Source organism: Sorangium sp. So ce385 (genome assembly GCF_051474135.1).
Lineage (GTDB): Bacteria > Myxococcota_A > Polyangia > Polyangiales > Polyangiaceae > Sorangium > Sorangium cellulosum_D.
Map to the genome: position 1 here is coordinate 2,504,797 of NZ_CP150337.1, position 18,098 is coordinate 2,522,894.

17 protein-coding genes are annotated in these 18,098 nt (G+C 72.3%); 13 read left to right on the forward strand and 4 right to left on the reverse strand.

Annotation, left to right across the window (positions count from 1 at the left end; genetic code table 11):
• Positions 1-553 precede the first annotated feature (553 nt).
• The 4 genes from WME83_RS09310 to WME83_RS09325 all read left to right on the forward strand — a co-directional run bounded on the left by WME83_RS09310 (position 554) and on the right by WME83_RS09325 (position 5,362).
• Positions 554-1,486, forward strand: coding sequence for an alpha/beta hydrolase family esterase (locus WME83_RS09310; RefSeq protein ID WP_437318909.1), 933 nt, complete (start codon positions 554-556; stop codon positions 1,484-1,486).
• Positions 1,487-1,612: 126 nt separating this feature from the next.
• Positions 1,613-2,752, forward strand: coding sequence for an alpha/beta hydrolase family esterase (locus WME83_RS09315; RefSeq protein WP_437318910.1), 1,140 nt, complete (start codon positions 1,613-1,615; stop codon positions 2,750-2,752).
• A gap of 96 nt (positions 2,753-2,848) precedes the next feature.
• Positions 2,849-4,087: a DNA polymerase IV gene (locus WME83_RS09320; RefSeq protein WP_437318911.1), complete on the forward strand. Its 1,239-nt coding sequence runs from the start codon at positions 2,849-2,851 to the stop codon at positions 4,085-4,087.
• A gap of 90 nt (positions 4,088-4,177) precedes the next feature.
• Entirely contained in the window at positions 4,178-5,362 is a 1,185-nt protein-coding gene (locus tag WME83_RS09325; protein ID WP_437318912.1) for an outer membrane protein assembly factor BamB family protein, read from the forward strand.
• A 27-nt stretch (positions 5,363-5,389) separates the two neighbouring features.
• Here the strand turns inward: WME83_RS09325 and WME83_RS09330 are convergent, their stop codons facing one another.
• The gene (locus tag WME83_RS09330) at positions 5,390-6,415 is read right to left on the reverse strand and encodes an NADP-dependent oxidoreductase (protein WP_437318913.1); all 1,026 of its coding nucleotides are present in this window, start codon (positions 6,413-6,415) and stop codon (positions 5,390-5,392) included.
• Positions 6,416-6,852: 437 nt separating this feature from the next.
• Here WME83_RS09330 and WME83_RS09335 point away from each other — a divergent pair, with 437 nt between their 5' ends.
• On the forward strand, positions 6,853-7,398 hold the full coding sequence (locus WME83_RS09335) for a dihydrofolate reductase family protein (RefSeq protein ID WP_437318914.1): 546 nt from the start codon (positions 6,853-6,855) through the stop codon (positions 7,396-7,398).
• A gap of 156 nt (positions 7,399-7,554) precedes the next feature.
• Positions 7,555-8,742 carry an MFS transporter gene (locus WME83_RS09340; protein WP_437318915.1) on the forward strand — a complete coding sequence of 396 codons (1,188 nt, stop codon included), beginning with the start codon at positions 7,555-7,557 and terminating at the stop codon, positions 8,740-8,742.
• A 39-nt stretch (positions 8,743-8,781) separates the two neighbouring features.
• On the opposite strand, the gene WME83_RS09345 is transcribed toward WME83_RS09340, so the two are convergent.
• Positions 8,782-9,279: a hypothetical protein gene (locus WME83_RS09345; protein ID WP_437318916.1), complete on the reverse strand. Its 498-nt coding sequence runs from the start codon at positions 9,277-9,279 to the stop codon at positions 8,782-8,784.
• Between the two features lie 171 nt (positions 9,280-9,450).
• Between WME83_RS09345 and WME83_RS09350 the strand changes: the two genes are divergently transcribed.
• The 4 genes from WME83_RS09350 to WME83_RS09365 all read left to right on the forward strand — a co-directional run bounded on the left by WME83_RS09350 (position 9,451) and on the right by WME83_RS09365 (position 13,724).
• Entirely contained in the window at positions 9,451-9,921 is a 471-nt protein-coding gene (locus WME83_RS09350; protein ID WP_437318917.1) for a hypothetical protein, read from the forward strand.
• Positions 9,922-10,213: 292 nt separating this feature from the next.
• Positions 10,214-11,392: a hypothetical protein gene (locus tag WME83_RS09355; RefSeq protein WP_437318918.1), complete on the forward strand. Its 1,179-nt coding sequence runs from the start codon at positions 10,214-10,216 to the stop codon at positions 11,390-11,392.
• A 387-nt stretch (positions 11,393-11,779) separates the two neighbouring features.
• Positions 11,780-12,205, forward strand: coding sequence for a hypothetical protein (locus tag WME83_RS09360; protein WP_437318919.1), 426 nt, complete (start codon positions 11,780-11,782; stop codon positions 12,203-12,205).
• Positions 12,206-12,515: 310 nt separating this feature from the next.
• A complete protein-coding gene (locus tag WME83_RS09365; RefSeq protein ID WP_437318920.1) occupies positions 12,516-13,724 on the forward strand; it encodes a hypothetical protein in 1,209 nt (402 codons plus the stop codon).
• Positions 13,725-13,954: 230 nt separating this feature from the next.
• Here WME83_RS09365 and WME83_RS09370 read toward each other — a convergent pair whose 3' ends face one another.
• Positions 13,955-14,632, reverse strand: coding sequence for a hypothetical protein (locus tag WME83_RS09370; RefSeq protein ID WP_437318921.1), 678 nt, complete (start codon positions 14,630-14,632; stop codon positions 13,955-13,957).
• 243 nt (positions 14,633-14,875) lie between these two features.
• Between WME83_RS09370 and WME83_RS09375 the strand changes: the two genes are divergently transcribed.
• On the forward strand, positions 14,876-15,742 hold the full coding sequence (locus tag WME83_RS09375; RefSeq protein WP_437318922.1) for a HipA family kinase: 867 nt from the start codon (positions 14,876-14,878) through the stop codon (positions 15,740-15,742).
• Entirely contained in the window at positions 15,723-16,151 is a 429-nt protein-coding gene (locus WME83_RS09380) for a DUF3037 domain-containing protein (RefSeq protein ID WP_437318923.1), read from the forward strand. Before WME83_RS09375 ends, WME83_RS09380 begins: the two co-directional genes overlap by 20 nt.
• Positions 16,152-16,231: 80 nt before the next feature.
• Here the strand turns inward: WME83_RS09380 and WME83_RS09385 are convergent, their stop codons facing one another.
• Positions 16,232-17,155 carry a DUF808 domain-containing protein gene (locus WME83_RS09385; RefSeq protein ID WP_437318924.1) on the reverse strand — a complete coding sequence of 308 codons (924 nt, stop codon included), beginning with the start codon at positions 17,153-17,155 and terminating at the stop codon, positions 16,232-16,234.
• 346 nt (positions 17,156-17,501) lie between these two features.
• On the opposite strand from WME83_RS09385, the gene WME83_RS09390 reads away from it, so the two are divergent.
• Positions 17,502-18,074 (forward strand): NADPH-dependent FMN reductase, encoded by a 573-nt coding sequence (locus WME83_RS09390; RefSeq protein ID WP_437318925.1) that lies wholly within the window; start codon positions 17,502-17,504, stop codon positions 18,072-18,074.
• Positions 18,075-18,098: the final 24 nt, after the last annotated feature.

Below are 18,098 nucleotides of genomic sequence, written 5' to 3' on the forward strand. Positions count from 1 at the left end.
TGTCCTAATTCTGCGCTGAGCCGATTCGTGCTGGGGAACGCCTTGCGTCGCCCCGGCAGGATGAGGTCGCGGTCGGGTGTGAACGCTCACACTGTAGATGTTTGTAGATGTTAATGGGATTGCCGCCGGAGTGGAAGTCCGATCTCCGCGGCGCGCCGTGCACCCCCCATCACCGACGAGATGCCGGTCGGGCGTCCGGCCACCGGGTCGCGACCGCGATCCGGCGCCCGCTCGCTTGACGCGCCGCTCCGGAGGAGCCCCGCCAGCTTTGTTTGCCCCTCGGGATCGAGGATACCCACCGTCCCACCGACAAGTATTGACATGGGAGATGTGAGCGCTCACAATGGCCCGCCTCACGCTGAGGACGCGCTTCGTGGAACGCTGCCAGCGAGGGGCGATGCCGCCCCTGGGTATTCAAATGACCAACAAATCTGCTCTCGCTCAAATCACACGATGCGCGGCGCTGGTCGCCTCTTTCGCTCTCTCGGCGTGCAGCGGTGACGACACGGGCTCGTCGGGGGAAGACCCTCAAGCCGGAACGAGCGGGTCCACCGTGTCAGGCAGCGGCGGTGGCGCCACGACCGGCGGCGGCACCACGACCGGCGCCGGCGCCGGCAGCGCGTCCGCGGGGGGAGCGGGCGGCGAGGGAGGGACGGGCGGGAGCGGCGGCTCGCCAGGAGACGGCGGCTCGGGCGGCTCGATGGACGGCAAGGTCCCCCCGCGGCCGAGCGCCGGCTGCAACAAGGCGAACCCGCAGACGGGCAGCGCGCAGAGCCCGCTCAGCGTCTCGAATCACCAGTACTACGTGAAGCTGCCGACCGGCTACGACGCCAGCAAGCCGTATCCGACGATGATCATGTTCAACCCGACGAACAACCCGATCAGCTGGGCAGAGCAGAACGCGGGCTTCGAGGCGACCGGCCCCAAGGAGGCCTGGATCCGCGTTTACCCGCATCCGGCCAACTCGAACTCGGGCTGGGGGGCGAACGACGTCTCCTTCTTCGAGCCGTTCTACGAAGAGATCACGAACAACTTCTGCATCGACGAGGCCCGCGTGTTCGCGGCGGGCGAGAGCTCGGGCGGCGACTTCTCGAGCATCCTGGGCTGCGAGCACGCGGACAAGCTGCGCGCGGTGGGCCCGTGCGCCACCAAGAACGTACGGGACTATCCGCTCGACGCCGGCACCCGACGGTGCACCGGACAGGTCACGGCGGTCGTCATCCACGGAGCCAACGACTCGGTGGTCGGGACGGAGAACGGCCCGAAGACGCGCGACTTCTATACCGCGCTGAACCACTGCGAAGCGAGCACGATGCCGGTCGAAGGGTACACGGACGAGCGCTCGAACTGTGTCCTGTACCAAGGCTGCGACCAGGACTATCCGGTCTACTGGTGCCAGCACAAAGACCCGAACTACAACGGCACCAACCACGGTTGGCCCGCGTTCGCGCCCAAGTTCCTCTGGAGCCTGTTCTCGACGTACTGAGAACCCTGACCGGCCCGGCGCGCCCGGCGCACGATGTCTGCATCAACCAGCCGTGGGATCGCGGCGGACGACCCGTGATCGTCCGGGCCCCGGCGATCCGCAGTCCGTTAGAGAGGTGGTGTCTCGATGAGTCGATCTGCACTGGGCGTGAGCTTTCTTTTCACCGTGGGCGTGGCGATGGGGCTGTCCGCGTGCTCGTCGGAGTCGGATCCCGTCGATCCCGGCCCTTCTGGGTCGTCCAGCGCCTCCACGGGCGCCGGCTCCACCACGGGAGGGACGTCCTCGGGGGCGACGTCCTCGGGAGCGACGTCCTCGGGAGCGACGTCCGTGGGAGCGACGTCGGGCGGAGGAGACGGGGGGAGCGGGGGCGCGGGCACCTCCAGCGGCACGGGCGGCGAGTCGGCCGGCGGCGGCGGCTCGGGCGGCGCCGCCCCCGCCGGGTCGGTGGGCTGCGGCAAGGAGGCGACGCGCCCCGACCCTCGCGCGCAGCAGACGTTGATGGTCGGCGGCGTGACGCGCTACTTCCTGATGTACGTGCCGGAGAACTACGACCCGAGCAAGCCGCTGCCGCTGGTCTTCGGCATCCACGGCCTGAACATGAACAACGTGTGGGCCGCACACGACGGCAGCGGGTTCCAGCTCATCCAGGAGACCGACGACCAGGCGCTGCTCATCTACCCGCAGGGGCTGCCGGCGAACGGGCGGTCCACGCCGCCGAGCACCCAGTCGCAGTGGGGCGACGCGGACTCGAACTGGGGCGGTCCGCCGCCGAACGCCAATCGTGCGCGCCTCGACGCCGACCTCGCGTTCTTCGATGCCATGATCGAGCACGCCAAGTCGAACTTCTGCGTCGATACGAAGCGCGTCTTCGCGGTCGGGTTCAGCCAGGGTGGCTTCATGACGAACACGCTCGGCTGCGAGCGCTCTTCCGTGTTCCGCGGTCTCGCGCCGGTCGCCGGGTGGGGCCCCAATGGATCCCAGCCCAACTGCAGCGACGCGAGCGCCGCGCACGCGCTGATCCAGACGCAAGGCGACACCGACGGGACCGTGACCCCCGCGCTGGGACAGTCCACCCGCGACTTCTGGCGCGGCCGGAACGGCTGCGAGGCGACCTCGATGCCGTCGGCGACCTTCGGCAACGGGTGCGTCGAGTACCAGGGCTGCAACGAGGGTCTGCCGCTCGTGTACTGCACGCACCCCGGCGGCCACTCCGTGCCGTCCGGCGCGGGCGGGCGAGCCTGGCGCTTCTTCCAGTCGCTCGAGTGAGCCGGCGCGGCCGCCCGGGAGATCGCCCGGGCAGGCCCCGGCGCGTCGCGGCCGGTTGATCCCGGCGCGCTCCCGGGGTGCGATCGCTCCCCCGCGATGCGCCAGATCCTCCACATCGACATGGACGCGTTCTTCGCGTCGGTCGAGCAGCTCGACGACCCGTCGCTGCGGGGCCGCCCGGTCCTCGTCGGCGGCGCCTCGCGGCGGGGCGTCGTCGCGGCGGCCTCCTACGAGGCGCGCCCCTCCGGCGCCCGCTCGGCGATGCCGATGGCCGAGGCGATCCGCCGCTGCCCGCAGGCGGTCGTCGTGCCCCCGCGGCACGCCCGCTACGCCGAGGTGAGCGCGCAGGTCTTCGCGATCTTCCGCCGCTTCACCCCGCTCGTCGAGGGGCTGTCGCTCGACGAGGCCTTCCTCGACGTGACCGCGAGCCGCGCGCTCTTCGGCGACGGCGCCGCGATCGCGGCGCAGATCAAGCGCGCCATCCAGGGCGAGCTCGGGCTCACCGCCTCGGCCGGGGTCGCGCCGTGCAAGTTCGCCGCGAAGATCGCGAGCGATCTGCGGAAGCCCGACGGCCTCGTCGTGGTGCCCGACGACGTCGCCGCGTTCCTCGCGCCGCTGCCGCTCGAGCGCATGTGGGGCGTGGGCCCGCGCGCCGCCGAGCGCCTCCGGGCGGCGGGGCTCGCGACCATCGGCGACCTCGCGCGCTGCCCGGCGCCGCGCCTCGCCGAGCTCCTCGGCCCGGCGTGGGGCGAGCACGTGCGCCTCCTCGCGGCCGGCGTCGACGACCGCGCGGTGGTCCCGGGCCGCGTCGCGGAGTCGATCGGCGCGGAGGAGACGGTCGAGGAAGATCTCCGGGGCAGGGAGCCGATCGAGCCGTGGTTGCTCGAGCTGTCGGGCCGCGTGGCGCGGCGCCTGCTCAAGGCGGGCCTGTCCTGCCGCGCGGTGGCGGTGAAGCTCAAGTACTCGGATTTCACGCGGAGCACGCGCCAGACGAAGCTGCCCGAGCCGGTGGCGGACACGGACTCGATCTACGCCGCTGCGCGGGGGCTGCTCTCGCGGTTCGACCTGTCGAGGCCGGTGCGGCTCGTCGGCGTCGCCGCGGGCGATCTGACGAGCGAGACCGCCGGCTCGACCCTGAGCCTGTTCCCGGTCGCCTCCGAGCGCCGCCGGCGGCTCGAGGGCGTCGTGGCCGAGGTGGCCGAGCGCTTCGGCGGGAAGGGGCTCACGCGCGCGGCCCTCCTGGAGCGCGGGCCGCCGGGCCAGCGCGGGCCGGGCGCGGGCTCGGGCGGGCGCGGGGGCGCGCGGGAGAGCGGGGGCGCGCGGGAGAAGAAATAGGCCGCGGAGCTCGTGTAGAGTGGAACGATGGCAAGGATCGTCGACCCCCGATGCCCGCGATGCGGCGCCCCGCTGCCGGTTCAGCCGGGGATGGACTTCGTCTCCTGCCAGTACTGCGGCGCGCGGTCGCTGATCGATCGCGGCAGAAAGCCGACCACCGCGCCGGTCCCGCAGGGCATGCACGTGGTCCGGGTCGCGCCGCCGTCCGCCAACATCGCGGTGTTCGCCGTGATGGGGGCGGTCGTCGCCACGGCCCTGGCCGGCGGGGTCGCCGCCTTCGTCACGCAGCGCGCGCCGGGGGCGTCCGGGGCGCGGCCCGTCCTCGGCATCGGGCCCAGCATGCAGTTCAAGGACCGGCCGATGCTCGCCGACGTCAACGGCGACGGGGCGCCGGATGTGATCGGCAAGAGCGGCGTCCCGGCCGGGGAGGAGTGGATCGCCGCCTTCGACGGGCGCGACGGCAAGCAGCTGTGGAAGACGGCGGCCCTGGCCAAGGACGCGGCCGGCCACGAGGCGCGGCGCGCCGTGGTCTTCGATCGGGTGATCTCGATCGACGGCCTGGGCAGGGCGCAGGCGTACGATCTGCGCACCGGGGCGCCCTCGTGGTCGGCGTCGCTCGGCGAGAAGCCGAAGCGGGTGTGTCAGGGCGACGGCGCGATCGTCGTCGAGACGGTCGACGACGCAAAGCACGGCCTGGAGCCGGCGAGCGGAAGGCGGCGCGAGCTCGCGAAGGGCGCGGCGTGCAAGCCGGTCCAGAGCTCGACGGCGGACGAGGCGCCCGGCTATCGGCTCGTCGGCTGGTCCGACTTCGACGACCTCGGGCTCCCCGAGCTGCACGCGATCGAGGGCATGTCGGCGCACCACGCGCTCGTCCCGAGCGGCCCCGGGCCGCGGTTCATGCTCGGCCGTCGCAGCAAGGGCAGCCAGGTCAGGATGGTGGCCGCGGTCGACAAGAAGAAGGTGCTCTGGAAGGACGTGGTGCCCGGCGTCGATCCGCTCACCACGAGGGCGATGGGGACCGAGGAGGCGGCTTACGAGGGCGGGCTCCTGGTCGTCCCTTACGACATGAACGATCACAGCCAGGGGACGCGCCTCGCCTGCTTCGACGGCGCCACCGGCAAGCGGCTGTGGGACGTGCAGGTCCACAAGAAATCGCAGGTCTCGTCCGGGATCTCGGTGTCGGCGAACGACGTCTTCTTCGCCACGTGGACGGCGGTCTACGTGATCTCGCTGAAGACTGGCCAGCTCAGGTACGTGATCGGGACCGAGTTCTAGCTCGGCCGGCGCTCGCTCGAGCCGCGCTCACGGATCGGCGACCTTGAGGAGCTGCTTGCCCGTGTTCGCGCTGGTGAACAGGCGGTTCAGCGTCGCGGGCGCCTTCTCGAGGCCCTCCTGCACGTCCACGCGATTCTTGATCTTGCCCGAGCTCACCCAGCCGGCGAGGTCGGAGATCGCCTCGTTCATCTGGCCGAGGAAGTCGGTGACGATGAACCCTTCCATCCGGCCGCGCCGCATCAGCAGGTTGATGTAGTTCTTCGGGCCGGGCGGCTGCTCAGACTCGGTGTAATCGCCGATGGCGCCGCAGAGCACGACGCGCCCGCGCATCGCGAGCTCTGCGAGCGCCGCGTCCAGGATCGCGCCGCCCACGTTGTCGAAGTAGACGTCGATGCCGGAGGGGCAGAGCTCCCGGAGCCGGGCGGCGACGTCCTCGGATCGGTAGTCGATGGCGGCGTCGAAGCCGAGCTCCCCCGTGATCCACGCGCACTTCTCGGGGCCGCCCGCGATCCCGATCGCGCGGCAGCCCTTCGCCTTCGCGATCTGACCCGCCATCATCCCGGTCGCGCCGGCGGCGCCCGAGACGACGACGGTCTCCCCCTCCTTGACGCGGCCGATGTGGAGTAGACCGAAGTAGGCGGTCAGCCCGGTGACGCCGAAGACGCTGAGCGCGAGCTCGGGCGGTATGCCGGGCGGCAGCTTCGAGGCCGGGAGCAGATCTCGCTTTCCGGCCGTCAAGAGCGCGTAGTCCTGCCAGCCGAGGAGGCCCTGGACGAGGTCGCCCGGCGCGAAGTCGGGGCTGTTCGAGCGCACGACCTTGCCGACGCCGCCGGCGCGGACGACGTCGCCGATCGGGACCGCCGGCATGTACGAGTCGCGAGCGAGCCATATCCGCTGCGTGGGATCGACCGACAGGTAAAGTGTACGGACAAGGATGTCCCCGTCCGCCTTCGGCTCCGGGATGGGCTCCTCCCTGAACGTGAAATCGCTGTCTTTGAGCAGGCCGGCAGGACGCGAGGCAAGGCGCCAGCACCGGTTCACATCGCTCCTCATGGCTGTCTTCTCCTTCATGTGCCGAAGACGCTACCAGCGCATCACCAGCAGGGCAACGGGGGGTCCTCGAGGCGACCAACCGTGGTCGAGGCCGCGCCATGCGTCGTGCGCTGGCGCACGGACGCTCTCCTACGTTGGGGGCGCGACGGAGCTCGGGCGCGAAGCGAGCGAGCGCGCGAATCGTCGGGGCTCGGACCGCTAGGCAAGCGAGCGGGTGCATGCTAGGGTCGCCGGCGACGCCTGACACGCGTCCACCATGGTCGCTCCTCGCTGAAGCCATCTCTCTGTCGCACAGCCGTCCGCGGCGAGCCGTCCGTCGCCCTCTTCGCGGCGATGGATCGGCGTCCAAGGTGCCGTGAGGGCGCTGCCACGTGAGCGCCCGCGGACGAACGCGCTCGTCCGCGCTGCAGGTTGGTTCCGAGAACGAGGAGGATCGAATGAGAAAGATTGTTTACGACGTCGCGGTGTCGCTCGACGGTTTCATCTCGCACGAGGACGGCTCGGTCGACGGTTTCCTGATGGAGGGAGAGCACGTCGCCGAGTACGTCGAGCGCCTGAAGGGCTATGGCACCGTCCTCATGGGCAAGAGGACGTACGAGTGGGGTTATCCCTTCGGGCTCGTCCCGGGCAAGCGGGCGTACCCGCACATGGAGCACTACATCTTCTCGCGGACGCTGCGCTTCGACGAGGGGGCCGAGGTCCAGGTCGTCGATCGCGACGAGGTCGCCGTCGTCGAGGGGCTGAAGGCGTCTCCCGGCGCGGATATCTACCTTTGCGGGGGCGGCGCCTTCGCCGGCTTCCTCCTGGATCACGCGCTCATCGACCAGCTCGTCCTCAAGCTGAATCCCATCGTCCTCGGCCACGGGGTCCGGCTCTTCGGCGGCAGCACCAGGAAGGTCGCTCTGGCGCTGGTCGGCTCGAAGCCGTACGCGAACAGCGCGCAGCTCCTGAGGTACGACGTGAAATACGGCCGCGCGGCATAACGCGGTCCGCGCGGTCCCGCGACGTCGGAGGCCCGGGCCCATTCTCTGGTGCTGATACGATCCGCGCAGGCGCGAGGTGCCACGCCCCCGCGCCGCGCGGCGCACTCCCGCCTCGCGCGGCGCGCCTCGGTGCCGTAAGCTCGCCCCCCTCCCGTCATGTCGTCCGTCCAGCGGAACCCCTGGCTCATCTGCGCCTACTACGGCGTGCATTCGTTGATGTTCCCGGCGGCCATCTTCCCGCTGTTCTGGACCAGGGACATCGGCATGAGCGTGGCCACGATGATGAGCGTGCAGGCCGCGTTCAACCTGAGCATCGCGCTCTTCGAGTTCCCCTCCGGCTACATCGCCGACCGCCTCGGCCATCGACGCGCCCTCGTGCTCGGCTCCTCCAGCATCCTGCTCGGCTGGTCCCTCTACGCGATCGCGCCCGCGCTCTGGTCGGTGATCCTCGCCGAGCTCGTGCTCGGCGTCGGGTTCTCGCTCATCTCGGGCGCCGACTCCGCGCTGCTCTACGACTCGCTCCGCGAGCAGGGCAAAGAGCACGAGTTCGCCCGCTGGTACGGCCGCATGCGCTCCATCGCCCAGATCGCCTCGGGCGGCGGCGCCCTCGTCGCCGGCTTCCTGTACGCGCGCTGGTCTCGCCTGCCGTTCGTGATCGAGGTCGCGGCGTGGGTGATCGCCCTCGGCATCGCCCTGCGGTTCGGCGAGACCCAGCGCGCCCAGCCCAAGGTCGAGGATCACCTCGGCCGCATGCGCTCCATCGTGCGCGACGCGCTGCTCGAGCGCGCGGACCTCCGCGCGGTGCTGCTGCTCGGCGTCGCGCTCGCGCTCGCGTCGTATCTGCCCACCTGGCTCATGGCCCTGTACGCCACCGAGTCCGGCGCCAAGGTCACGTGGATAGGCCCCATGTGGTCCGTCGCCAGCTTCACCACCGCGCTCGGCGCGATGGTGAGCGAGCGCGTCGGCCGCCGCCTCGGCATGACGGGGACGCTGCTCGCGTGCGTCGCCCTGGTGGCGGCCGGGTACCTCGGCCTCGCGATCTCCCATCACGCGCTCGGGTTCGCGTTCTACTTCCTGCTCACGCTCGTGCGCGGCCTCCACATGCCGCTGCTCCACCACGAAGAGCAGCGGCTCGCGCCCGACAGCGACCGCGCGAGCTGCGTCTCGCTCCGCAGCTTCCTGTTCCGCTTCGCCTTCGTGCTGCTCGCGCCCGTCGTCGGGATGGGCGTCGATCGCTATGGTCACCGCCCCGTGCTGTGGGTCTCCGGCGCGCTCATGGCGGCGCTCACCGTCGCGGCGTTCTGCCTGTTCCGCGCCCGCGCGGCGCGCCCGCAGCCGTCGTGAGCGGGGCAGGGCCCGCGCCGCCCCGCGCCCGGGCGCGGATCAAGCCGACTTGGCGACCCGGAGGCGCATCCGGTGCCGCAGCTCCTGGACCGCGCCGACGACCGCCGCCGGCTCGAGCGGCATCGCGCCCGCGGCCACGCGCGTCGACAGGAACGCCGCCGAATCGACCACGCTCCCGCTGAGCCGGAACGGCACGGGCGTCTTGGCCAGCATCATGAGCCCGGTCGCCACGCTGCGCACGGCGGACCCGAAGAAGCCCTGCCCCTCGCACGCGACCGACACGCCGCCCACCGCGCCGGGATACTCATCGAAGACCTGCACGATGATCTTCCGGATGTCCGGCGGCGGCAGCGGGGTGCCGGGCTCGATGACGGCGAGGTGGCCGATTCCCCACCCGAAGCGCGCGATACCGGCCTTCATCTCTCGATAGAACGTGTGGGCCTCGGCGACGCCGTTCCCTCGCCACACGGCGACATAGAGCCGGTCGACCCAGCCCGCGGCGCAGATCTCGTTGACCAGCCGGACCTCCAGGGTCATTGCCGCCAAGGTTAACCAGCTCGCTCGCCGGGGTGCAAGGCCCGGTCGTGCTCGCGTCGCGCAATGATCGCGCGGCGACCGCCGGCCGGCGCTGGGCTGGTAGGGTGGAATACTCAGAATGCACGGCGCGACGGCATGAGGCGCGCGCGCCGGAGTGCTACGGCGTCGGTCATGAAGAACGTCGCGCGCGAGGAAGAGGCGGACCGGTTCATCAAGCTCGTCGGCGCCGAGTCCTGGGAGGTCGTGCACGGGATCCTGGAGCGGCAGTTCGCGGTCCTCCATAACCGCGCGCAGGTGCTCATCGGCCTCTGCGGCATCGTCATCACCACGACCGGCTTCTCGGGGCGCCTCATCGCCGGCACCAGCCGCGCCGCGCAGGGGCTGATCATCGCCGGCGTGGCGACCGTGCTGCTCTCCGCGACCCTGATCGTCTGGGGGGTCCAGCACATCCGCTGGCTCACCCAGCAGCCCGGCCACGACATGCGCGGGTGGCTCCTCGTCTCGCTCGCCTACCGCGACCGCAAGACCACCATCTACCGCGTCGCCATCGCGTTCCTGCTGGTGGGCCTCTCGTTCTATGTCATCGCCATCGCCATGATGCTACTCGACCCCACCGCGGCGCCCTCCTCGGGCGGGCGCTGAACGGCGCGCCGCGCTCCAGGCTCGACTCCGCAGGTGGTCTGATGTGGCCGCTGCCCCCGCAGCGGAGCCAGCGTCGAGGATTGCGAACGCGCTGTGTTCTCGACGACGGATTGGGCCGTCCGTGCTGTTGAGAAAGCCTCCGGCACCGGATACGCTCGCCGGGTGTGGGGCTGGCTCGGAGGAGCTCGGGTGCGGTGATGACCGCGGAGGAGCTCGGGTGCGGTGATGGCCGCGAAGGCGAACGGCGGCTTCGCCGCGCAGCCTCGTAGGATCAAGGCAAGGAGGGGCTTGAATGAGAACCGTTCATTCTTTGGCGGTCACCGGTTTGCTGGTCGGTGCGTTCGCCGCGACGGGTTGCGGCGATGACGGCTCGGGCGGCGGCGGCGCCGGCGGGAGCTCCTCGAGCGGCAGCACGTCGTCGACGTTGACCGGCGGGAACGGCAGCTCGACGGGCACGGGGGCTTCCGGCGGCGCCGGTGGAGAGGGCGGCGGCGGGACCGTCGACCCGGGCGAGAGCTGCTCTGGTTGCGCGCGGCTCTCCGTGCCGTTCACGAGCGCGGGGGAAGCGACGCAGTTCTTCATCGGGTTCGACGAGGCGATCGACCTGACGGGCGCCGTCGTCACGTTCCGCGTGAAGGCCCACACAGGCACCAACGGCGGCGTGCAGCCGTTCGTGCAAAACGGGGCTGAGCTCTTCTGGGCGAACGTCGGATATACATGGAATCCGGTCGCCGGCCTGGGAGAGTGGGCGGACCTCACGATCGATGTCGACGCCTTGGCCCCGGCGTCTCCCTTCTTCGACCGCACCCAGGTCAAGCTGCTCGGGCTTCAGATCACGGCGGGCAACACGGGGCCCTGGGCCAACCCGACCGTCATCTATGTCGATTCCATCACCGTCACGAAGGGCGGGAGCACGATGGCCGCGCGCGGCGCCTGGGGCACGCGCGACGAGTTCGGCGAGGGCGGCGCGGGCGGCGTCGGCGGCGCGAGCGGCGTCGGCGGCGCGGGCGGCGAAGGCGGCACGGCCGGCACCGGCGGCGAAGGCGGCGCTGCGAGCGGCGAGGGCGGCGCGGGCGGCACGGCCGGCACTGGTGGCGCGGGCGGCGAAGGCGGCACGGCCGGCATCGGCGGCGCGGGCGGCGAAGGCGGCACGGCCGGCATCGGCGGCGCGGGCGGCGAAGGCGGCACGGCCGGCACCGGCGGAGCGGGCGGCGAAGGCGGCACGGCCGGCACCGGCGGCGAAGGCGGCGTCGGCGAAGGCGGCGCTGGCGCTGCGGGCGGCGCGGGCGGCGAAGGCGGCGTCGGCGAAGGCGGCATGGGCGGCGAAGGCGGCACGGGCGGCGAAGGCGGCAGCAGCGGAGAGGTGATTCACGTGGTCGGTCCGTACGAGTTCACGACCAGCGTGGAGCCGATGGTGATCGGCGATTACATGCCCGTGGAAGGATCGACGCTGCTCCACCTCGCCGACTGAGCCCGGGCCAGCCCCGCGGCGTCCGCTGCTCCTCACCAGGGAAGCGCGCGAGGCGCGCTCAAGCATCGATCCGTTGGATCGGGTGACTCCCTCGCGCCATCGACCGGATCTCCTTCCAGCCGAATCCCATTCTCGCCGGGCGGCCTCGAGCGGGCGCTGCGCCTCGACGCGCGCGCTGGGGCGAAATGCGCCACGCGCGCGCCGCGCGGCGGCCGCGAAGGCGCAGCGGCGCGCGGCGCCGCGCGCGGCTCCCGGCGGCACGGTGCGTGCTTTGACGCGGGAGGACCGAGGAACTGACGAACCAAGATGACGGAACTACCGTGAGCCGCCCCCGCGCAGCGGGAGGCTTCGGTCTCCGCGAGGGTGATTGCCATGCACGATACCGCGTTGGATGCTGTCGAGAACGATCGTGAGGCGCGCCGCCAGGGCGATGTGCCGTTGCCCGCGGGCGTCCCTCCGCACGCCTCCGGCCTCGCCAAGGCCGCCGCCGGGGCCCTCGCGGGGGCAGCGGCGGGCGCGGCGGTGGGCGCGATCGCTGGCCCGCCCGGGGCCGTCGCCGGCTCGGTGATCGGCACGCTCGTCGGTACGGTCGCGGAGGTCGTCGTCTCGCGCGATCGGGAGCGTGAGGCGCAGCGGGACGCCGCGCTCGACGAGGAGCTCGGCGTGGTCGGCGGGGACATCGGCGCGGCGCCGCCCGGCCAGCCCGCCGCCCAGCGCGGCGCCTTCTCCGCGCCGACCGCCGGGCTCGCCGGGGCCGTCGACGTCGGGGCCGGCCCGGCCGGCGGTCCGATGCAGAACGTCGAGCAGGCCTGAGCGCTCGTCGCCCCCGGCGCCGACGACCGCGCGCCCCGCTGCGTCCGGTCCGTGCTCCTGGCTTGTTTTTGTGCGCCGGTGCTCGGGTGATCTCCCGCGCCGGTGGCGCGGCCGACGATCGAGGCCCGTTCGGCACGCCGAGCGCTGCGGTTCGGAAATGTCCACATACGCCGTTGAGAAAATTCCGACTTCGGGATAACGTCGCGCCCGCGCGGCGGGTTCGGAGCGAGCTCGGGTACGGCCAGAGCAGGTACGGAGAACAGCGATCTCAGCCGCGTGGCCCCTCATGGGTATAGATAGAGAGGATGCGATGAGATCAGTTCTTTCTTTGGCGATGTGTGGATTGCTGTTCGGCGCGTTCGCCATCACGGGCTGCGGCGACGATGGCGACGGCGGCAACGGCGGCGCCGGCGGGGGCACCTCGTCCAGCACGAGCACGTCGGCGAGCTCGACGAGCGGGAGCTCGACCACCACGGGGTCCGGCGGCGAGGGCGGCGAGGGCGGCCAAGGCGGCGAGGGCGGCCAGGGCGGCGAGGGCGGCCAAGGCGGCGAGGGCGGCGAGGGCGGCCAGGGCGGCACGAACGAAGGCGGCGGGGGCGCCGCTCCGGACATCGGTCCTGGTCCGGACGAGAGCTGCTCGGGTTGCGCTCGGCTGGCCGTGCCGCTCACCGAGGCGAGCTCGGGCACGCTGTTCCAGTTCGACTTCCCGGGGCTCGTCGACCTGACCGGCGCGACGGTCACGTACCGCGTGAAGGCTCACGCCGCCACCGGCGGAGGCGTGCAGACGTACGTACAGAACGGGGGAGCCCAGGGCTGGGTCGGCGTCCCCTGGGCGTGGACGAACCTGAGCGAGCTGGGCGACTGGACGGAGCTCACCATCGACGTCGATGCCGCCGCCGCCGTTGAAGGGGCCGAGGCGTTCGACAAGACCCAGGTGCAGCGCATCGGCATCAAGGTCGATGCAGGCGCCACGGGGCCCTGGGCCAACCCGACCGTGGTCTATGTCGACTCCATCACCGTCACGAGGCCCGTCGGCACGGGCGGTGAGGGCGGCGCCGGCGGCGGCACGGGCGGCGCCGGCGGCACGAGCGGTGAGGGCGGCGCCGGCGGCGTCGGCGGCACGAGCGGTGAGGGCGGCGCCGGCGGCACGAGCGGCGACGGTGGCGCCGGCGGCATCGGCGGCACGAGCGGCGAGGGCGGCGCCGGCGGCACGAGCGGCGACGGCGGCGCCGGCGGCATCGGCGGCACGAGCGGCGAGGGCGGCGCCGGCGGCACGACCGGCGACGGTGGCGCTGGCGGCATCGGCGGCACGAGCGGCGAGGGCGGCGCTGGCGGCACGACCGGCGACGGTGGCGCCGGCGGCGTCGGTGGCACGAGCGGCGAGGGCGGCGCCGGCGGCGCGAGCGGCGAGGTCGTTCACGTGATCGGTCCGTTCGATTTCTCGACCGATCTGCAGGGATTCCTGCTCGGCGACTACCTGCCCGTGACGGGCTCGCGGCTGGATCACCTCCCCGAGTGAGCCAGGAGGGCCTGCGGCGTCCGCTCCCGCGCTCCTGCGCGGAGCGGGCGCCCGGCCCGCCTTATCGATCCTCGCGGGCGCGCGCTCCGGCGCGACCCGGCTCCACCGAGCTCCTCCGTTTCACGTAACTGATGTGACCGATGTGACCGACGTGACTGCGCCCCAGCTGTCGGGTGCAGGCCGCGGCGTCGTCTTGCGAGCGAGAGGCGGCCTGCCCGCAGCGAGCGCTCTCAGATTTCGCACGTGCCGAGCGCGTCCCTGCAAACCCCATCGACGCAATAGCCAGCGCAGTCGGTGTCGGCGGTGCAGCTCTTCCGCGCGCACTGGCCCGCATCGGGATCGCACGTGAAGTCGACCGGGCAATCCTCGTCGGAGGCGCAGGTGCTCGGGACGCAGCGCTGGCCCTCGTCGCAGGCGCTGCCCGCCGGGCAATCCGCGTCCGCGGCGCACGGCGCTATGCAGACACCCGGCCCCTGCGGCGCGCACTGGAAGCAGCGCTGGTCGCCCTGGCAGGCGCCCTCGAAGCACAGCGGGAAGACGTTGTTTCCCGCGTTGAAGCACGGATCCGCAAAGGAGATGCACTCGCCGTTCGGGAGCGGCGGGCTGCACTCCGCGCTGCTGCGGCACGCTGTCGGTGTGTCGTTGCCCCCATCTCCGCCGTTCGCGCCGGCGCCGCCATCTCCGCCGTTCGCGCCGGCGCCGCCATCTCCGCCGTTCGCGCCGGCGCCGCCATCTCCGCCGTTCGCGCCGGCGCCGCCATCTCCGCCGTTCGCGCCGGCGCCGCCATCTCCGCCGTTCGCGCCGGCGCCGGGGCTTGTGCCACCTGTGCCAGGTTCGTCGTCCGCACAGCTCGAGGCGGCGAGGACGGCAGGGAGGACGAGCGCGATGAGCCAGATGCGTGAATTCATGAGATCCCTTTCTTCTGGCCGCCCTCCGCGCCCCGGGCTTGCCCGCCGTCGCGCGGGGCGACCGCGGCGGCTCGGCAAGGCTCATGCCGGTACACCGCTGCTGCGGAGATCGCCGCGCCAGCGGAGGCCAGCCGCAGCCGTTCGCCGAACGAGGGCGCGACGCGCTGGCACAGAGCGCCGAGATGTCGTCAACTACCGCCGCCTGGCCCGAGGGGCGCTGTCCGCCGCGACGCCAAGGTCCGTATGATCCGAACCGTCCACACGACCCGCTACGTGACCCCGCTCCGCGAGGGCGGGTCGCTGCCGGCCCTCGTCGAAGCCGACGACGATGGCCTCTACGTGCTGAAGTTCCGCGGCGCCGGCCAGGGACCGAAGGCGCTCATCGCCGAGCTCGTCGCGGGGGAGATCGGGCGCGCGCTCGGCCTGCCCGTGCCGGAGATCGTCTTCATGGAGCTCGATCCGGAGTTCGGGCGCGCCGAGCCGGACCCGGAGCTCTCGGACCTGCTCTCGGCGAGCGCCGGCCTGAACCTCGCGCTCGACTACCTGCCCGGGTCGCTCGCGTTCCAGCCGCTCGTCGGCCCCGAGCTCGACCCGGCGCTCGCGTCGGCCGTCGTCTGGTTCGACGCCTTCGTGAGCAACGTCGACCGGACCCCCAAGAACCCGAACCTGCTCCTGTGGCACCGCCGCCTCTGGCTCATCGACCACGGCGCGGCGCTCTACGTCCACCACGCCTGGACCGACACCACCGATCCGCTCGCCGACGCGCCCGACCGGTTCCCCCTCATCAAGAACCACGCGCTGCTCCCGTTCGCCCGCGACATCGCCGCCGCCGACGCCGCGCTCAGCGCCCGGCTCACGCCCGCGCGGATCGCGGAGATCGTCGCCGCGATCCCGGACGCGTGGCTTGTCGAGCCGGAGCCGCCGGTCCGGCTGGTCGGAGAGCGGCGCGCGTCGGCGTTCTACAGCCTCGCCGAGGGTGACGCTCCGGCGCCCTCCGCCGCGCCGAGCGTCGAAGCGCGGCGCGCCAAGTACGCCGCGTACCTCACCCACCGCCTCGCGTCGCCGCGGGGCTTCGTCCAGGAGGCGCTCGATGCCCGCACCCGGCGATAGCCCGCCCCGCGCGCGCGACGCCGCGGGCGCCTTCGACTACGCCGTGCTGCGCGTCGTCCCGCGCGTGGAGCGCGGCGAGCGCGTCAACGTCGGGGTGGTCGTCTTCTGCCGCGCGCAGGGCTTCCTCGAGGCGCGGAGCGAGCCCGACGAGCGGCGCCTGCTCGCCCTCTGGCCCGCGCTCGACCTCGAGGCGGTCCGCCGCCACCTCGACTTCATCCGCCGCGTCTGCGCCGGCGATCCGGCGTGCGGGTACGTCGCCGGGCTCCCCCAGGCCGAGCGCTTCGGCTGGGTGGTGTCCCCGGCCAGCACCATCGTCCAGCCCTCGCGCGTCCACGCCGGCCTCGGCGCCGACCCGGCCGCGGCCCTCGAACGGCTGCTCGCGGCCCTGGTGCGGCCGGCACAGGGCTGATCCGCGCGCCGCGTGTTCCCCGCGCGGCGCGTGCTTCCCCCGCCGCGGCGCGGGGAGCCGGTCCATCGCGCGGGGCGCGCTCAGGGCGCGTGCGCGTCGCGGCCGAGCGCCCGCTTCACCGCGGTCACGACGCCCAGCACCACCGCGCCCGCCACGACGCCGACCACGGCGTTGGCCAGCGACGGCACCACCGCGCCGAGCACGGGGCCGACGCCGCGGGTCATGTCCTCGATGTGGTGGTGGAGCCACGGCACGCCGTGCGTCAAGATGCCGCCGCCGACCAGGAACATCGCCGCGGTGCCGGCGATGGACAGGCCCTTCATCAGCCAGGGCGCCGCCTTCAGGATGCCGCGGCCGAGCGACTGCTGGAATGCGTCGCCCTGGCGGCTCAGGTGGAGGCCCGCGTCGTCGAGCTTGACGATGCCGGCGACGAGGCCATAGACGCCGACCGTCATGATCAGGGCGATGCCGGTCAGCACGGCGACCTGCGTGCCGAACTTCGTGTCCGCCACGGTGCCCAGGGTGATCGCGATGATCTCGGCCGACAGGATGAAATCGGTGCGCACCGCGCCCTTGATCTTCTCCTTCTCGAACTCGACGAGGTCGATCTTCGGGTCGGTGATCGCGTGCACGAGCTCGGCGTGGCGGGCCTCCTCTTCGTGCTCGGTGTGCAGCAGCTTGTGCGCGACCTTCTCGAACCCCTCGTAGCAGAGGAAGGCGCCGCCGATCATCAGCAGGGGGGTGATGGCCACGGGCACCAGGGCGCTGATCGCCAGCGCCGCCGGCACCAGGATGGCCTTGTTGATCAGCGAGCCCTTGGCCACGGCCAGCACGACCGGCAGCTCGCGGTCGGCGGTGACGCCGGTCACCTGCTGGGCGTTCAGCGCCAGGTCGTCGCCCAGCACGCCGGCCGTCTTCTTGGCGGCCACCTTGGTCAGCACGGCCACGTCGTCCAGCACGGTGGCGATGTCGTCGATCAGGGCGAGCAGGCTGCTTCCGGCCATGGAGTGAGGTTCCTCGTCGGGTGGATGGGGTGAGCGGCGCGGCGGCGGCGCCGAGCGGCGGCCGTCGCGGCGGGCATGGTAGCGGCGCCGGCGGTCGCCGGTCGAAGATCCTGGCCGTTCACGTCGACCGGCGAGCCTACCACGCGCGGCTTTCCCCGGGCGACGCTCCGCGCACGCGCCGGTCACCGCCACGTCGCCCCGCCGCCCGGTCCGTGAACGGCGCCGCCCGACCGCGAGGGCGCGCCTGGACGACGGATTGGACACTGTCCAACGGGTTGGAGGGTCAGCTGACGCAATGGACACCCCAGCTTACCCTGAGGGCATGTCCTTGGCTGGAGGAGCCATCATGAAGATAGGCGTTTTGCTTGGCAGCACGCGGGTCGGGAGGCAATCGCACAAGGTCGCGCTGTACCTGGAAAAGGCGCTCAAGGAGCGGGGCGTCGCGGCGGATCTGATCGACCTGGCCGACGACCCGCTGCCGATCCTGGAGGGGCACTCCGCCCGGAGCGCGCAGGTGGAGGCGCGGGTGCAGGCCCTGAGCGCGCGCCTCCGCGCGGCGGACGGGCTCGTGTTCGTGACGCCGGAGTACCACGGGAGCTTCTCGGGCGTGCTGAAGAACGCGCTCGACTACTTCTGGGAGGAGTTCAACCGGAAGCCGATCGGCGTGGCCGCGGTCTCCGCGGGGAAGCTCGGCGGCATCAACGCGTCGACCCAGCTGCAGCACGTCGTGCTGAGCCTCGGGGCCTTCGCGATGCCCACGAAGCTGCTCGTCTCGGAGGTCCACAACGCGTTCGACGAGTCGCTCCAGGTGAAGAGCGAGCCGATCGTGAAGGCGACCGAGCGGTTCCTGGACGAGTATCTCTGGTTCGCCAGCGCCATCGTCCAGGCGAAGCAGGTCGCGGCGGAGCGGGCGGCGTAGCGCGGCGCCGCGGTTGAAGAGCGC

Coding starts and splice junctions, on each gene's coding strand:
- WME83_RS09315 (WP_437318910.1), top strand. CDS start 1,613: ATGAGTCGATCTGCACTGGGCGTGAGCTTTCTTTTCACCGTGGGCGTG.
- WME83_RS09320 (WP_437318911.1), top strand. CDS start 2,849: ATGCGCCAGATCCTCCACATCGACATGGACGCGTTCTTCGCGTCGGTC.
- WME83_RS09325 (WP_437318912.1), top strand. CDS start 4,178: ATGGACTTCGTCTCCTGCCAGTACTGCGGCGCGCGGTCGCTGATCGAT.
- WME83_RS09330 (WP_437318913.1), bottom strand. CDS start 6,415: ATGAGGAGCGATGTGAACCGGTGCTGGCGCCTTGCCTCGCGTCCTGCC.
- WME83_RS09335 (WP_437318914.1), top strand. CDS start 6,853: ATGAGAAAGATTGTTTACGACGTCGCGGTGTCGCTCGACGGTTTCATC.
- WME83_RS09340 (WP_437318915.1), top strand. CDS start 7,555: ATGTCGTCCGTCCAGCGGAACCCCTGGCTCATCTGCGCCTACTACGGC.
- WME83_RS09345 (WP_437318916.1), bottom strand. CDS start 9,279: ATGACCCTGGAGGTCCGGCTGGTCAACGAGATCTGCGCCGCGGGCTGG.
- WME83_RS09350 (WP_437318917.1), top strand. CDS start 9,451: ATGAAGAACGTCGCGCGCGAGGAAGAGGCGGACCGGTTCATCAAGCTC.
- WME83_RS09355 (WP_437318918.1), top strand. CDS start 10,214: ATGAGAACCGTTCATTCTTTGGCGGTCACCGGTTTGCTGGTCGGTGCG.
- WME83_RS09365 (WP_437318920.1), top strand. CDS start 12,516: ATGAGATCAGTTCTTTCTTTGGCGATGTGTGGATTGCTGTTCGGCGCG.
- WME83_RS09370 (WP_437318921.1), bottom strand. CDS start 14,632: ATGAATTCACGCATCTGGCTCATCGCGCTCGTCCTCCCTGCCGTCCTC.
- WME83_RS09375 (WP_437318922.1), top strand. CDS start 14,876: ATGATCCGAACCGTCCACACGACCCGCTACGTGACCCCGCTCCGCGAG.
- WME83_RS09380 (WP_437318923.1), top strand. CDS start 15,723: ATGCCCGCACCCGGCGATAGCCCGCCCCGCGCGCGCGACGCCGCGGGC.
- WME83_RS09385 (WP_437318924.1), bottom strand. CDS start 17,155: ATGGCCGGAAGCAGCCTGCTCGCCCTGATCGACGACATCGCCACCGTG.
- WME83_RS09390 (WP_437318925.1), top strand. CDS start 17,502: ATGAAGATAGGCGTTTTGCTTGGCAGCACGCGGGTCGGGAGGCAATCG.